This is a genomic window from Chlorogloea sp. CCALA 695 (assembly GCF_003003885.1).
Taxonomy (GTDB): Bacteria; Cyanobacteriota; Cyanobacteriia; order Cyanobacteriales; family Chroococcidiopsidaceae; genus Aliterella.
The window spans coordinates 1-15,246 of sequence record NZ_PVWN01000049.1; the positions used below are offsets into that span (position 1 = coordinate 1).

General features: G+C 42.4%; 14 protein-coding genes, 1 tRNA gene and 1 pseudogene. 2 read left to right on the forward strand and 14 right to left on the reverse strand.

What is annotated here, in order from left to right; genetic code table 11:
* Positions 1-134: pseudogene (locus tag C7B70_RS28435) on the reverse strand (IS1 family transposase); the annotation flags it as partial.
* A 266-nt stretch (positions 135-400) separates the two neighbouring features.
* On the opposite strand from C7B70_RS28435, the gene metH reads away from it, so the two are divergent.
* Positions 401-3,919 (forward strand): methionine synthase, encoded by a 3,519-nt coding sequence (gene metH / locus C7B70_RS19130; RefSeq protein ID WP_106370601.1) that lies wholly within the window; start codon positions 401-403, stop codon positions 3,917-3,919.
* Positions 3,920-4,075: 156 nt separating this feature from the next.
* Here metH and C7B70_RS19135 read toward each other — a convergent pair whose 3' ends face one another.
* On the reverse strand, positions 4,076-4,855 hold the full coding sequence (locus C7B70_RS19135) for a Uma2 family endonuclease (protein WP_106370602.1): 780 nt from the start codon (positions 4,853-4,855) through the stop codon (positions 4,076-4,078).
* Between the two features lie 131 nt (positions 4,856-4,986).
* Entirely contained in the window at positions 4,987-5,625 is a 639-nt protein-coding gene (locus C7B70_RS19140) for a hypothetical protein (protein WP_106370603.1), read from the reverse strand.
* 502 nt (positions 5,626-6,127) lie between these two features.
* Here C7B70_RS19140 and C7B70_RS19145 point away from each other — a divergent pair.
* Positions 6,128-7,234 carry a tetratricopeptide repeat protein gene (locus tag C7B70_RS19145; protein ID WP_106370604.1) on the forward strand — a complete coding sequence of 369 codons (1,107 nt, stop codon included), beginning with the start codon at positions 6,128-6,130 and terminating at the stop codon, positions 7,232-7,234.
* Here C7B70_RS19145 and C7B70_RS19150 read toward each other — a convergent pair whose 3' ends face one another.
* The 11 genes from C7B70_RS19150 to C7B70_RS19195 all read right to left on the reverse strand — a co-directional run bounded on the left by C7B70_RS19150 (position 7,235) and on the right by C7B70_RS19195 (position 15,209).
* Positions 7,235-8,086 carry an ABC transporter ATP-binding protein gene (locus C7B70_RS19150; protein ID WP_106370605.1) on the reverse strand — a complete coding sequence of 284 codons (852 nt, stop codon included), beginning with the start codon at positions 8,084-8,086 and terminating at the stop codon, positions 7,235-7,237.
* A gap of 520 nt (positions 8,087-8,606) precedes the next feature.
* Positions 8,607-9,440: a DEAD/DEAH box helicase gene (locus tag C7B70_RS19155; protein WP_106370606.1), complete on the reverse strand. Its 834-nt coding sequence runs from the start codon at positions 9,438-9,440 to the stop codon at positions 8,607-8,609.
* 63 nt (positions 9,441-9,503) lie between these two features.
* Positions 9,504-9,626, reverse strand: a complete 123-nt coding sequence (locus C7B70_RS28440) for a hypothetical protein (RefSeq protein WP_255409354.1) — start codon at positions 9,624-9,626, stop codon at positions 9,504-9,506.
* Between the two features lie 4 nt (positions 9,627-9,630).
* Positions 9,631-9,828, reverse strand: a complete 198-nt coding sequence (locus C7B70_RS19160) for a hypothetical protein (protein ID WP_233220997.1) — start codon at positions 9,826-9,828, stop codon at positions 9,631-9,633.
* Positions 9,829-10,027: 199 nt separating this feature from the next.
* A complete protein-coding gene (locus C7B70_RS19165) occupies positions 10,028-10,609 on the reverse strand; it encodes a hypothetical protein (protein WP_106370608.1) in 582 nt (193 codons plus the stop codon).
* A gap of 80 nt (positions 10,610-10,689) precedes the next feature.
* On the reverse strand, positions 10,690-11,859 hold the full coding sequence (locus tag C7B70_RS19170; RefSeq protein WP_106370609.1) for a site-specific integrase: 1,170 nt from the start codon (positions 11,857-11,859) through the stop codon (positions 10,690-10,692).
* Between the two features lie 165 nt (positions 11,860-12,024).
* Positions 12,025-12,097, reverse strand: a tRNA-Arg gene (locus C7B70_RS19175).
* Between the two features lie 73 nt (positions 12,098-12,170).
* The gene (locus C7B70_RS19180; RefSeq protein ID WP_106370610.1) at positions 12,171-12,596 is read right to left on the reverse strand and encodes a hypothetical protein; all 426 of its coding nucleotides are present in this window, start codon (positions 12,594-12,596) and stop codon (positions 12,171-12,173) included.
* 109 nt (positions 12,597-12,705) lie between these two features.
* Positions 12,706-13,701 (reverse strand): DUF1517 domain-containing protein, encoded by a 996-nt coding sequence (locus tag C7B70_RS19185; RefSeq protein ID WP_106370611.1) that lies wholly within the window; start codon positions 13,699-13,701, stop codon positions 12,706-12,708.
* Positions 13,702-13,915: 214 nt separating this feature from the next.
* Positions 13,916-14,128 carry a sulfur carrier protein ThiS gene (gene thiS / locus C7B70_RS19190; protein ID WP_106370612.1) on the reverse strand — a complete coding sequence of 71 codons (213 nt, stop codon included), beginning with the start codon at positions 14,126-14,128 and terminating at the stop codon, positions 13,916-13,918.
* Entirely contained in the window at positions 14,121-15,209 is a 1,089-nt protein-coding gene (locus tag C7B70_RS19195; RefSeq protein ID WP_106370613.1) for a thiamine phosphate synthase, read from the reverse strand. Before C7B70_RS19195 ends, thiS begins: the two co-directional genes overlap by 8 nt.
* Positions 15,210-15,246 lie beyond the last annotated feature (37 nt).

Genomic DNA, 15,246 nt, shown 5'->3' on the forward strand with positions numbered 1-15,246 from the left:
CTAGCTGCGTCAATTATTTTCCGTGTCGGTTGTTGCACAAATTGTCGCCTACACTCTCTACACAAAAATCGTTGTTTACTGTTATGGATTCGCCCGTTTTTGACGATTTGAGCAGAGGTACGGGTGGGATTCAAGATCGAATATCATTGAATATTAAATTCTGTCCCTACTCTAGCAATTATCATTACTTTCGTAGCCCTACCCTTCCTTAATATTATTTGGAGTCCCGTAGGTACTTATACAACTGAAGAAATGATCCAACTCAATCCCGGCGCAGAATAAGTTAGAGTGCAAATTAATACTTAGTTTTTGGTTTGTAACAAAAAAACTAGAAAGTTTGCAGAATATAATAAGTTAATTAGCCAAAGCCTAGCTCAAATACTTATATAGTCGCCAAATTATGAATAGTCTCTTCCTTTCTCGCCTTCATAGTAAAAGTCGCCCAGTAATTGTATTTGATGGAGCAATGGGTACATCTTTACAAACGCAAAACTTGACTGCGGAAGACTTTGGCGGTGCAGAGTACGAAGGATGCAACGAGTATTTGGTACATACTAAACCTGAATCTGTGAAAACAGTACATCGTGACTTTCTAATTGCTGGCGCAGATGTCATTGAAACAGATACGTTTGGCGGCACGTCAATTGTACTTGCTGAGTACGACCTAGGCGACCAGGCTTATAGTCTCAATAAAGCCGCCGCAGAACTCGCTAAAAGCGTTACTTCCGAATTTTCTACACCCGAAAAACCTCGATTTGTAGCAGGTTCGATTGGGCCTGGTACTAAGTTACCAACTTTGGGACATATTGATTATGACTCTTTAGAATCTGCCTTTGCAGAGCAAGCGGAAGGGCTATATGACGGCGGGGTGGATTTATTTATCGTCGAGACTTGTCAAGATGTCTTGCAAATAAAAGCGGCGCTAAATGGAATTGAACAGGTTTTTCAGCGCAAGGGTGAAAGAAGACCCTTAATGGTGTCGGTGACAATGGAAGTCCAAGGGACAATGCTTGTAGGTACAGAAATCGGCGCTGTATTGTCAATTTTGGAGCCTTACCCCATCGATATATTAGGGCTAAATTGTGCCACTGGCCCCGATCGCATGGCGGAACATATCAAGTACCTATCTCAGCATTCCCCTTTTGTGGTTTCTTGTATTCCTAACGCTGGTTTGCCAGAAAATATTGGCGGTCACGCTCATTATAAATTAACGCCAATGGAATTAAAAATGGCGTTGATGCACTTTATTGAAGACTTGGGAGTGCAGGTAATTGGCGGTTGTTGCGGGACAAAACCCGATCATATTCAAAAACTAGCTGAAATAGGCACAACTTTACAACCTAAAGAGCGACAAATTCAATACGAACCTGCGGCGGCTTCTATCTATAGCGCCCAGCCTTACGAGCAAGATAACTCATTTTTGATTGTCGGCGAACGTCTTAATGCTAGTGGTTCCAAAAAATGCCGCGATTTATTGAATGCAGAAGATTGGGACGGACTTGTAGCTTTAGGAAAAGCCCAAGTTAAAGAAGGGGCGCATATATTAGATGTCAACGTCGATTATGTGGGACGTGATGGGGTGCGCGATATGCACGAACTAGCATCGCGTCTAGTAACCAGTGCGACTTTACCTTTGATGCTTGACTCTACCGAATGGGAAAAAATGGAGGCGGGGTTAAAGGTTGCTGGTGGTAAGTGTTTGCTTAATTCTACTAACTACGAAGATGGCGAACCCCGGTTTTTGAAAGTGCTGGAGTTGGCGAAAAAGTATGGCGCGGGAATAGTAATTGGGACAATTGATGAGGATGGGATGGCGCGAACAGCAGATAAAAAGTTTGCGATCGCAAGCCGTGCTTATCATCAAGCGGTAGAATATGGTATTGCTCCTTACGAAATATTCTTTGATGCTTTAGCTTTACCGATTTCTACCGGGATTGAGGAAGATAGAGCTAATGGCAGCGCTACTATTGAATCTATTAAGCGAATTCGGCAAGAATTGCCCGGATGTCACGTTATTTTGGGTGTTTCTAACGTTTCTTTTGGCTTGAACCCTGCCGCGCGAGTTGTGCTAAATTCGATGTTTCTGCACTATGCAACCGCCGCAGGAATGGATGCAGCAATTGTTAGCGCCAGTAAGATTTTACCTTTGGCGCGAATTGAAGACAAGCATCAGGAAGTTTGCCGTCAGTTGATTTTTGACGAGCGCAAATTTGATGGGGATATCTGCGTATACGATCCTTTGACTCAATTAACGACATTGTTTGAAGGGGCGACTACAAAACGCGATCGCACTGAAGACGAAAACCTCCCCGTAGAAGAACGATTGAAGCGTCACATCATCGACGGTGAAAGGATTGGTTTAGAAGAACAGCTAAAAAGAGCATTAGAAACTCATCCACCTTTAGAGATTATCAACGTTTTCTTGCTAGATGGCATGAAAGTTGTGGGCGAATTATTTGGTTCGGGACAGATGCAATTGCCTTTTGTATTGCAGTCTGCGGAGACTATGAAGGCGGCGGTAGCATTTTTAGAGCCGTTTATGGAGAAAAAAGCAGGCGATCGCAGTGCTAAAGGTACAGTAGTAATTGCTACCGTTAAAGGTGATGTCCACGATATCGGCAAAAATCTTGTCGATATTATTTTGTCAAATAATGGCTACAAAGTAGTTAATCTAGGCATCAAACAACCTGTAGATACGATTATTGATGCTTGCTTGCAACACGAAGCCGATTGTATTGCTATGAGCGGTTTATTAGTTAAATCTACTGCTTTCATGAAAGAAAACTTACAAGTATTTAATGATCGCGGTATTACTACCCCGGTGATTTTAGGCGGTGCGGCGCTTACACCCAAATTTGTCTATGAGGATTGTCAAAACGCATACAACGGTCAGGTGATTTACGGCAAAGATGCCTTTTCTGACCTGCATTTTATGGACAAATTGATGCCTGCTAAGTCGCAAGAGCAATGGAGCGATCGCACGGGCTTTTTAAATGGCATGGCGGAAAAAGTAGAAGAAAATGGTCATAAGCAAGCTGTAGAAGTCGCTGAACCTGTCGTTGAAGCCGAAAACATACCTTTAGACACGCGCCGCTCTGAAGCGGTAGAAGTAGACATAAAACGCCCTACGCCGCCATTTTGGGGAACTAAATTATTACAGGGTAGTGATATCGATTTAGAGGAGGTTTTTGGGTATTTGGACTTACAAGCCTTAATTGCCGGACAGTGGCAGTTCCGCAAGCCCAGAGAACAGTCTAAGGAAGAATATGAGGCGTTTTTGGAGGAAAAGGTTTACCCAGTTTTGGTGCAATGGAAACAGCGAGTAATTGAAGAAAAGTTGCTGCATCCTCAACTAATTTATGGGTATTTTCCTTGTCAATCCGAGGAAAATTCCTTGTATATTTACGAGCCAGAAACGACGGAAAAAATCGCTATATTTGAGTTTCCGCGTCAAAAGTCATTGAGACGATTATGTATTGCTGACTTTTTTGCTCCGGTAGAATCGGGGATTATGGATGTATTTCCGATGCAGGCGGTGACAGTGGGAGAAGTTGCAACCGAGTTTGCTAAATCATTATTTGAGGAGCATAAGTACACAGATTACCTTTATTTTCACGGGTTAGCAGTATCGGTAGCTGAAGCATTAGCTGAATGGGTACACGTTCGGATTCGGCGCGAGTTGGGATTGGGAGAAGAACCGACTAATATTCGAGATATTTTAGCTCAACGCTACCCAGGTTCTCGTTACAGTTTTGGCTATCCAGCTTGTCCAAATATGCAAGATCAATATAAATTATTAGATTTGCTCAAGAGCGATCGCATCAAACTACATATGGATGAGAGCGAACAACTATATCCCGAACAGTCTACAACGGCGATCATTGCCTACCACCCAACAGCTAAATATTTTAGCGCTTAATAAGTTTACAGGCAGTGCGATCGCTTTTTAGACGTTGTTAATTAGGTGTATGAATTTTCGTGTAATGGAGACGTTGCACCGCAACGTCTCTACACTGGCTTTGATCTCGCAAAATCATTTTCATCACAAATTTAGCAACCTGGCTTATTATTTTGGCTAAAAGTTCTCATCAGGTTCAACCCCAAGAGCGCGTAATTGTGCTAATAATCTGTCGGCGCGTTGCTTTTCTCGTTCGGCGCGTTGCCTTTCTACTGCGACTTGTCCAGCCTGTTGCCTTTGGGCTTCTTCTGGGGTCAAAATCCAATTACCTGCGGCATCGTACCAGCGCAACCATTGCTCTGTTATCTTTTGATAACTTCCTTGCCAAACTCCTAAACCTAATTTAATTTCATCTATCCATACTCGCTGTTCATTCAACTCTAACCCTGTGTAACTACTACCTACTAACTGAAAGGCTTTTAACTGATTTGTATAGCGGCTAAATACAAAGTAATAAGGTACACGCAAAATTCGCTCGTAGACTTCCCATTTAGTCGGGGGTTGATTTGCTTCCCGTATAGTCTGACCTAAATCTTCTTTTTCTGTACCGGGTGAAAGTAGCTCCACCACCACAAAAGGGTTGACTCCTTCAATCCAAGTTACATAGCTCGTTCTTAACTCTTTTAATTCGTAGAGCCTATCTACATCTACCACCGCAAACCAATCCGGGCGTTTGTACCAAGCTGACTGACGCACGTTGTAATACAACTTTAAGTCGCTACCTGTAAAAATCTTATCTTCAGGGTAATTAGGCGGACAAAATGTTTCTCTTAATAGTTGGGGTTGATAGTCATGAAATTCATCCGGCAAACCTGGCTCCTGTGGATCTTCGCTCTTAAGATCGTACATCGTCGGCAAAAACTTTTTAGGATCGAGTGGCGGGTTGGTTTGATACATTTGCCTAAAAGAAGATAGTAAAACTTTGACCTAATAATATTGTGACTTGAAGTTTTACCCTTGCAAAACAAAACAGCACCTTTTACAAAGTGCTGTCTAAATTCTTGAATTACTTTTAGCAGTTACAGGAATTAATAGTCTCTTTTTGGAGTACGAGCGCCTGCGGCAGAGCCAATCATAGCAGCCGCCAAACCTAGTAAAGAACCAAATACAAAAGACCATAATCCTTTTGACGCTCCCTCAGCGATCGCACGGGTATCATTTGCAGTCACATTTGGCGCTGGAGGTACATTGACTCCACCTTGTTGTTGTACTTGGTCGGCAATTGCCCCCGCAGCGTTACTGGCGGCATTGGTCGCAAGACCAAAAGCACCGCTAACTCCACTTGCTAGTAACCAGGAGCTAAGAGCTAAAGTTGTTGCCCACAAAATTGTGCCATTGAGTAAAGCTGTTTTCCGGTTCATGGGGCCGCAAGCTTGGGCGGTAAACCATCCACCTACAAATAAAGAAATTAGTAATGCAATAATTGCACTGATACCAGCAGTAGCTCCGGCATTGTCAGCATTCGATCTAGGTGCGCCAGAATCAGAAATAAAGCTTGAAGCTATTGCGCCAATTAATGCTGTTAAGACTAACTGAGTTGCTAAGGCTATAACTAATCCTGAGAGGATTGGCCCCCATCGGACGCGATCATGATAATCTACTGCTCTATTTGCAACAATTCCTTGTTCAGGAATTACATCATCAATTGGTCTATTTACGTAAGACATAACTCAATTTTCCTTTTTAATTATTTGTAAGGATTGCTTAATTTTTTCACTTCAGATTTTCATTTAATTACAAAATCCATAAATCCACTATCTATCACTAGAAATACTTTAATTGTCTACCTTTAGACATAACTAAGTTTTTTGGATAATTATTTAAGTTTTTATTTGCACATAAATGTCTAGTTTTAGTCGTTTTATAATTTCCAACAATTGCTTATATTGGCAATAATTTACTTTCCTTGTGCGATCGCTACCAAGAGCTTTTTAAACTGATTGGATCGCCTCTGGGCTAGCAAAAGGCTAACTTATAAATGAGCTTACACTTTTGATTAATAAATTTTTGAGTAACAATAACTACGTAATTATTTGATTGTTATTTAACTAAATTAAGCCAATCTAACCTATACAGTTTCCAAAACTACCGATTTCTGATTTAATATAAAAACCCTTGTAAGAACTGTAAAAATTTGTAAAGGCATAAAGAACTATAGGTTGTAGAATCGTGCAAAAGTCAAGATTATTAGGAATTAGTTTAGTGCTACTAGGAAGTATTGCTGCCCTAGCACCAACGGTAGCGACGGCCGAGATACTAGCAGCACAAGAAAAGAAGAGCCAGCAAGCAACTAATCAACAGTTAAACAAATTGCTAGAGCAAGGTCGTAAACTGGTAGATGCTGGCAACTGGTCAGGAGCGATCGCACTATATCAAAAAGCCGCAAAACTAGAGAAAAATAATCCCCGTATTTATTCTGGTATTGGCTACTTACAAGGGTTAAAAGGGGATTTTTCTGCCGCCGCCGTAGCTTATCGTCAAGCAGTGGCACTAGAACCAGAAAATCCAGACTTCTACTATGCTTTAGCTTATAGTTTAGGGAAACTAGGAGAAAACGCCGGAGCAGCCCAAGCTTATCGTCGTACTATAGAGCTAGATCAAAATAACCCTAATGCTCACTTGGGACTTGGGGTGATTATGTTACGTCAAGGAAACTACAATGGCGCGATCGCAGCTTACAAAGAAGCTTTAGCCTTCGATCCTGACAATGCTAGTGCTTACGGCTTACTCGGAGAGATATTATTGAGACAAGGGCGCTCAATGGAAGCGATTTCTGTATTGCAAAAATCCGCAAAAATAGACCCCAATAACAGTAATGTACTATTATCGTTAGCCGATGCTTGGGGCAAACAGGGTAACGATACAGCTAGATTCTTGACGTTACAGCAAGTAGCTGTTTTAGAACCAGGTAATGCTAAAGTTCATTTAGTAATTGGCAACCTACTATTAGAACAGCAGGACTTAGATAATGCTTTGCTGGCTTACGAAAGAGCTTTAACCGTACAGCCTAACTTAGTTACAGCCCAAGAAGGGATTGGAAATATTTTACTAGCCAGGGGAGAAATAAAGCCAGCAATCAGAGCTTACAAGCGGCTAATTATCCTATCTCCGCAAAACGGTAATGCTTACTATAGTTTGGGTGTAGCTTTGCAACAACAGCAACAAGCACCGGAGGCGATCGCAGCTTTTAGCCGCGCTCGTGAACTGTATAAGCAAAGAGGACAAGTAGAAGGCTTACAAAAAGCTGAAGCTGCGTTAAGACAGTTTCAGAAGTAACTAATCAAGTTGTCGCCCTGTTAGTTCAACAAAAATATCTTCTAAGTTGGCTGGGCGTACCATCATTCCTGTTTTGTCAGGCTGGTTTTCTAGATAAGCGTTTGCGTCGGTTAAATCGGCAAAAAACTTATACTCCCAGCGATCGCCTACTTGTTTCATTACTAGCCCTTCGCCATACTGGGATTTTAGTTGTTGCAGAGTACCATTAGAAATCAGTTTACCGCCGTCCATAATGCCAATGCGATCGCACAGATACTCTACTTCATCCATGTAGTGAGTTGTGAGTAACATTGTCATTCCCTGCTTATTTAAGCCCTTAATAATCTCCCACAATCGCCGTCTTGTCTGCGGATCTAAACCTACGGTAGGTTCATCTAAAAATAATATTTTTGGTTCATGTAATAGCGCTCTTGCAATCTGCAAGCGGCGTTTCATGCCACCGGAAAGCGTTTTAACTAAATCCTTGCGCCGCTCAATTAATTCTACATATTCTAGCCAGCGATTGATTGATTGTTGGCGTTGGGGGTTGGGAATGTGATGCAACCGCCCGTGCAACTCCATGTTTTCCCACACGCTTAAATCAGCGTCTACACTGGTTTGCTGCAAAACTACACCGATATTTTGCTTTGCTTGCAATGGTTGACGCTTTAGATCAAACCCTGCTACTTCAATGTGTCCTTGAGTAGGTTTAGTTAAAGTTGTCAGCATCCGAATAGTAGTAGATTTGCCTGCACCATTAGGCCCAAGTAAACCAAACATTTCCCCAGATTGAATTGTAAAGGATAAATCGCTAACTACCGGAGCATCGTTATAAACCTTGCGGACGTTTTGCACAGAGACGGCAATAGTCATAAATGTGATGCTTTGAGCTTATTTTTTCCTACCCTAACATTACGATTAGCAATTTCTAAGTAAATCAGCGCGATCGCTGCTACTACGTTATCTATTTTATGATTGCACGCCATATATCGAGCAAGCCTTGATCGTCAGACACACTAGCTTTAATGCTGTGGGTAAAGTCTGCCGGAGGAAGGATTCGCATCGAGGCGAGCTTTACGTAAAAAACGGCAAACCTAGAATATCAACGGCTAAATGTCTTTTGCTCCCATTGGTACATTTGTAATCACAGAACCCTTAAGGCTCGGTACTAGCATTGCAAGTATCTTTCACGGCTTGAGAAGTCAATAATCATTAACCTTGAATACTGCGGTTTTTTTGGGCTTGTTCGCGGACTTTGCGGTAGTGAATCAAAGGATTGTTGGATAAGTAACGATATCGTGCCAAGTCCAAGGTCGGTTAGTTAGCTCTGCACGCCACGCCGGGGTCGTTTTAAATAGACGGTGCTGCCAAATCCAATTGAAGTAACTCACGACTAATCGGACTGTTGACAGTATTGCTTAGATAGCTCAACTGATACCGGATAAAGCACAGTGCGCTTACCTTGGGCGTGTTTCTCCCAGGTGTCAATAATCTCCCCGGTTAGCAGTACACTCCCGGCATAATCTTCTAGTTCTGATTGGGAATAGTCGCCAGCTTTAGGAGAAATTCCCGCCGCTTTGGGGTCAAGTAAGTTACTGCCAGCAAATATTTTAAATGGGCAAAGATAGCCTTGCTCAGTGAGGTTTTTAACCGATTCGCCAGTAACCAGCGCGTCAAACCCTAATACTCCTTCATGCAGATATCTTAAGCCTCGCCCATCTACTCTCAAAGGAGTTGCTGTTAGTCCAAGTATCTTAGCTCCCTGCTGCCTGTAGTAAGCGATGGTTTTGCTATAAGTAGGCGCGGCGGCATGATGAGCCTCATCTAGAATCACTAAATCAGCTTTGGGCAATTGTCGCCTAGTTAGTGATTGAATTGTGGCTACTTGTACACGACTATAAGGATTTGGCTTGATTCCGTGCTTGATAATGCCAATGGGTAAGCCTAAGAATTTCTCTAAGTCAGCAATAGCTTGGTTAAGTAGCTCAATTTTGGGAACGATTACAAGTATTGATTCTCTAATCCTTAAGGCTTCCAAGGCTAAATAGGTGAAGATGACTCGCTTTCTTGATCCTGTAGGAGACTGAGCTAAAACCCCGAACCTCCCAGCGTTCCAGTGAGATTCGATTTTGTCGATTAAAGCTTGCTGATAGTCTCTAAGTTTAAGCGACCAATCGCTTAATATTGAATCGTTTTGGGTTAAACTATTAACTGAGATTTGTTGCATTTTGAAGTATCCTCTTTTTAGGTAATTTGGATACCTCGCCCTTATTTCTCTCGTCAACCCTTGCTAAACTCGTTTATATAGTTTTATTGTGTGATACCAAATTTGGTCAATTCTTGATGCCGATGCTTGTGCTTGTAACACTAGCTGTTTAGCGGTGGCGAGATTGATCCCAGACGAGGTATCCATTTTTTTATGCTGCTTTTCTGCCCCGCGTTTTGGGTTGATTGTGCGGTAGTGATGCTGGGTATTTTTCTACAGCGATCGCGTGTTGTTCTGGCTGGTTGCGATTTTGGATAAATGAACTTAATAAGAGCGCGTTGTAGAGGATGCATCTTGGATTTTGTCGAACCCACTCAATGTTTTCCCTCAAGTCACCATTGAGACGCATTTTTTTTAGTGTTTCATGACTCAATCCTGTAATACGTTCAGCTTCCCTTTTGCCAACAAAAAAGTAACCATGAATGATTAATACCAGTAAGTACGTCTGTACTCATGATTACCTTGCCAATACAAAAGTAGCAACATTAACCACTACAGAATTATTACAGCGTGGGAATGTTACTTTTGTTAGCCACTACTGGTTTTTGTTAACCACTACAACATGAATTGAAGTAATTTTTACTACTCGTACAGTTTTTGTTAACCACTACAACCGCTTTGCGCCCCAATTGAGTGAGTTTTACATAAGTTTTTCTAGCTCCTTGTTTACTCATTGATAATTTATTTATATCAATAGCAGAGATAATTATTACAAGTCCTCTTGCTTCTAATTTTTTAAGTGACTTGCTCCATGAGGATCTTTGTGAGTCAGTTGTTTCAGAAGTTCCAAACCATTTTGATGGACTCCATTGGACAAGTTTGTCTTCTTGTTCCTCCTGAGCTATCCGAAGAAGGATGTCAGTTTGTAGTTTGCCCATTCTGGCAGTTGATTTATAACGCTTTTCTTCCGTACTAACTTCATCTGAAGAAGTTTGAGGAGGGCTGTGATTAGGTTCGTGTTGTTTTACTAATTGTTGAAATATCGGATTGTTTGCAAAATCAGCTTGAAGTTGTTTTGCTCCTGCTAAGGAAGGTTTGAGTTGATCAGCGATTTCTTTTTGAAGTAACTCGAAATTAGGCAGACGTAGATGAACTTTGAAGTAGTTGCTCTGGGATTCAGATTGATTCATGATAGTTATTAAGAATTTTGAATGCTCCCAGTCCCCTCTGGGAGCTTTGTTATGGGGAATCTCTAAAAGTATTTCGATATCTAAAACTCAGGAACAAATAAATCTCTACGGTTTCCTGCGTAGTGCTTGTAAATCATACCTGGGCTATTACCTGAAATTCTTGCAACGTCTTGGACAGTCATACCGTTTTCTAAAGCCAAGGTAATAAATGTGTGCCTAGTTTGGTATGGTTTACGATATCTAATTAGTGGCAAGCTTTCTAAAACGTTCTTCCACGCTCGGTTGCGAAAGTTATGGAAGTCGATAAGCTTACCTTCAGGACTAGGAAAAACTAAGGAGTTTGGTTGGTAATTGTCAGGTTTGGTAGCTTCTAATAGGTTCTGAAGCTTGGTATTACAGGGGAATGTGCGCGATTCTTGAGTCTTTAACCCTTTTCTAGAAATCAGCCCATCTTCAGAAATAATTGCTGATTGCTCAAAGTTAATTCGCCGCAAATCTTTGGTAATGTGCTTCCACTCTAAAGCGATCGCTTCACTAGGTCTACAGCCAGTGGCAAACAAGAAACCAACAAAAGGCGCGTAGCCGCGATAGTATCGGTTTGATTCAAAAGCTTGAATAATTGAATCTCGTTCCTCTGCGGTAAACGAATCAATTTCCTTAACGTCATTGTTGGATTGATTCTTCGGTAGTCTGACTTCTAACGCCATGCCTGTAAATGGGTTTTTAGAAACAAAACCAGATTTAACAGCCCACTCGCAGCAGGCAGCCAACTGAGTTAAAAGACGCTTGGCAGCATCAGGAGATTTGTTAGCAATAATCCAATCTCTAATTATCACCGCGTCATCTAAAGATGTTGTAGGTAAATGTTTCTCAATACAGCGTTCTACCGTAGCAAACTCTTTAACTAAAGTATTGGGACTGATACTAGGGCGCTTAAATTCTGTATATCGCTGCCATAGAATATTTAGGCTTAACTCCGAGATTGGGGTAAAAATTGGGGTAACGGTACTTAATGCTGATTGAGGCTTGTACTTAGTCAGAGTCTCATCAAAGCGATCATAGGCGATATCAGACTCAATCAGTTTAGCTTTAGCTTCAGCTACCTTAAAAGTCGCCTTGTTTTCTGGCAATCCCAAGGAAAGATAATGTCGCTTACCAGCGTAGGAAAAGACTAGCTGCAACCTACCGTTAGAACTCTTGATTTGAACAGAACCTTTGCTAGACTTACGTTGGGTATTTTGAGAGTACATTGGGTAAGATTGGGGTAATATCTTATGCTCTACCCCAATTATTGCTCTAAAGTTACCTAAAAATACCTAATCTATTGATTATTTTTATACTTAAGTTTTTTACTGTACCAACTTAAAAGCCTTGAAGTAACGTAAATTCGTTGACTTTCAAGGCTTTTGTTAAAACGAGTATGGAGGGATTTGAACCCCCGACCCTCAGAACCGGAATCTGATGCTCTATCCACTGAGCTACATACCCACATATTTTGTAACTATAGCATCGATCGCAAGTTTAAGTAAAACCGATAGGCATTAACTAACCAATGCTAAAATTATTCTTGAATTTGCTCAAGCATTCGCTGCTCTAATAACTCAACTAACGCATCAAACTCGGCGGCAATTTCTTGATAGCAAATTGGTGGCGGCGGTTCGCTCTGAAATTGAATTAGCTTGATTTGACTATTGCCAATGCCAATAATTACCACTTCTTTATCGGCTTGATGCCCATCAATTACACCTAAAATTTCTTGGATGTGGTCGTTGACATTTTGATTGAGTTTTTCTAAATCCGCTTTTGGGCAAGCAATAAAATGTGGTGTTGGTTTAATATCAATGCCCAAGGTATCTTGACTATCGCCTTTTATTAGCGAAAATCCCCACGATAAAGCCGCCAATTCTCGCTGATTTGCTTTGACAAACTTATTTAATTGGTGTCGCCAGTTATTTTCTTTGCCGTCAAGCTTGAGGTTGCCAAACATTATCTATTATTCCGTTGCTACTAATATCCATTTAAGCTGTACCCGCCCTCACCTAATTTAAAACTCCCCGTTTTTTTAGCAACGAGGAGTTTTAACCTAGAGGTTTAAATTATACAAGTTTGAGGTCAGAATACTCAGCTAACAAGTCATCTGCTGTTAGAGTATCACCTTCAGCTTGAGGTGTCCAAAGCACTTCAATCGCTAGTAAGCGATCGCTAGACAAGCCGCCCAAAACTCGCAGTGCTTGGCGCAAATCTTCAGCGCTGTTAATTTGTGGCATTTCTAAATTGCCCAAAGTTGCCGCCAAGAGGGTAACAACAATATATTCTCCAGGCCCTTCACTAATTAAACGAGTTGGATTGTCTAAAGCTCCCCCAACTTCCACTCCTGGCAAAATGTTAGGAGTTGCGCCTTTTAGCTGGTTGTTGAAATTAGAAAGGGTTTCTTCGGTAAACTTGCTCCGTTCCGCTAACGACAAGCGATTAAACTGCGACTCTGCCGCACCTAATAGCGCTTTTTGGCTATTTCCTGCCGCGTAAGACCAGTATTCGGGGTGGCGCAATAGAGCTAGAGAGGTTTCTTGCAATACTTCGGCGCGTCCTTCAGGGGAGTTTGTATCAGCCGTTTCGGCGATGTGGTTAAGTTCCGCTTGCAACTGTCGAGCGTTAGCCAGCATACCTACTTGCAAGCGATTAATTGAAACGCTGGGATTGCTACCATACTGAGCTTCGTCTTCGCCACCATTAGCACGCCTGAAGCTCTGCATCAAGAAATTAGCGATCGCCCCGACAACTAAAATTGTAAACAAACCGCCAAAACCGCCACCAATCCCTAAGAAGGGAAAGACAAAGGGAAAGCCAAAGCCACCGCCAAAGCCACCGCCGGGGTAGCCATAGCCATATCCACCACCGGGAGGAGCGTAAGTACGGCTAGGAGAGGAGTAACTACGGCTAGGCGCTCTAAAAGAGCCACCACCAATCCGCCCCCCGCTACCACGAGCCGCTAAGGCTCCGTCAGCGTGTCCTAACGCCAAAGTAACGATTAGACCGAGTACAAATAAAGGTTTTAAAAGTGGTTTGATTACCGAAAGCAGTTTGTTACGCATAACAGATTTCCTAAAAAACAGTTGGTTGGTAGTGGACATCTAGCTTTGGCTGCCGATTTTTAGAGAATCTTTGCCAATCCACACCAGAACAGCAGAAACTCTTTGATGGAGTTTTTACCTTCAATTCAAGGCTACCTTTCTAATTTATCGTTTCTCATCCTTCTAGGGGATCGATCTTATTGAGAGATTTCCTATGGAGATAACCGAACAACTTTTACCCACCACCGACTATTGTGACAACTTCTAAGCGATCGCCTGCTTGAATTAAGGTATCTGTCCAAAACTGACGATGGAGGATTTCGCCGTTGTACTCTACCGCTACCAGGCGCGGGTTAAATCCTAGTTGGGCTAACACTTCCGGTAAGCTCGAACTTTCATTGCAGGTAAAAGTTTCGCCATTTACTTGCAGTGCGATCGCCTTAGGCATGATTATCTGAGTAGTCTGGGGCTAAACTTCGCATTGACGGACGGCGATTTAATTGCGCTAAAAAATACTGCACTATTAACGTTGGTTGCTGGGCTTGAACTAAGCTCCGTACCACCGCCACTCGCTCGGCTCCGGCTCCAATTACATCATTAATATTGTTTACATTTACTCCCCCGATCGCAAACCAGGGAACTGTTGCATACTGAGCGGCGTAGCGCACGTAATCTAACCCGGAGGCGGCTTTACCTGGTTTTGTGGGGGTTTCGTAGACGGGCCCCACACCGATATAATCAGCCCCTTGTTCGATGGCTTGTTGCATTTCTTCGGGATTAGTTGTGGAGCTACCAATAATTTTTTGCGCTCCTAGCAATTCTCTAGCTACGCTAATCGGCGCGTCTTGCTGCCCTAGATGTACGCCATCGGCGTTTACTGCCATGGCGATATCTAGGCGATCATTGACTATAAATAACGCCCCGTATTGATGGCAAAGGTGGCAGAGTTTTTCGGCGGTGGCGTGGCGCGCGCGATCATCGGTGGTTTTGTCGCGGTACTGTACTAGAGTTAATCCACCTTGCAAAGCCGATTCGACAATATTAAATAGGCGATCGCTCGGTGACGTAACTAGATATAACTTCGATTCTGCAAGTATTTGTTGCCGCCCGTAGCCTAGCAACTGGCTCTCAAGGGTATAAACCCGATAGCGCATTTGCTTAAATGCACCGCCCATTGTTGGATGATAAAGCTTGCCGTATTCTTCTAACACCCTTAAAGCTTCTTGGGCGCGCGAAAAATTTACTTGCAATAATTGCTCAATACTATCCCGTTGTTGCTCTTGGGGGTGGGTTAATTCTGTCCCCGGATCTCCTGGTGTATCTCGTGCTGCTCGTAGTTCGGGAGTATGCCAACTAGCTAATTCTTGACGTAATTGCTTGCATTCATCAGTCAATTGGGCGCTATTGATCCCAAAGCGACACCATTCTTCAATAATTCTCAACCCTTCACGGGCGCGATCTAAATTGGCATCCAAGATGCGACAAACCTTTGCCTGCACTTGTACTCCCTGGTTATGTCTGTTGACCATCAAAACAAAAGCATTAGTTTTTTTATCTTACCAGTCA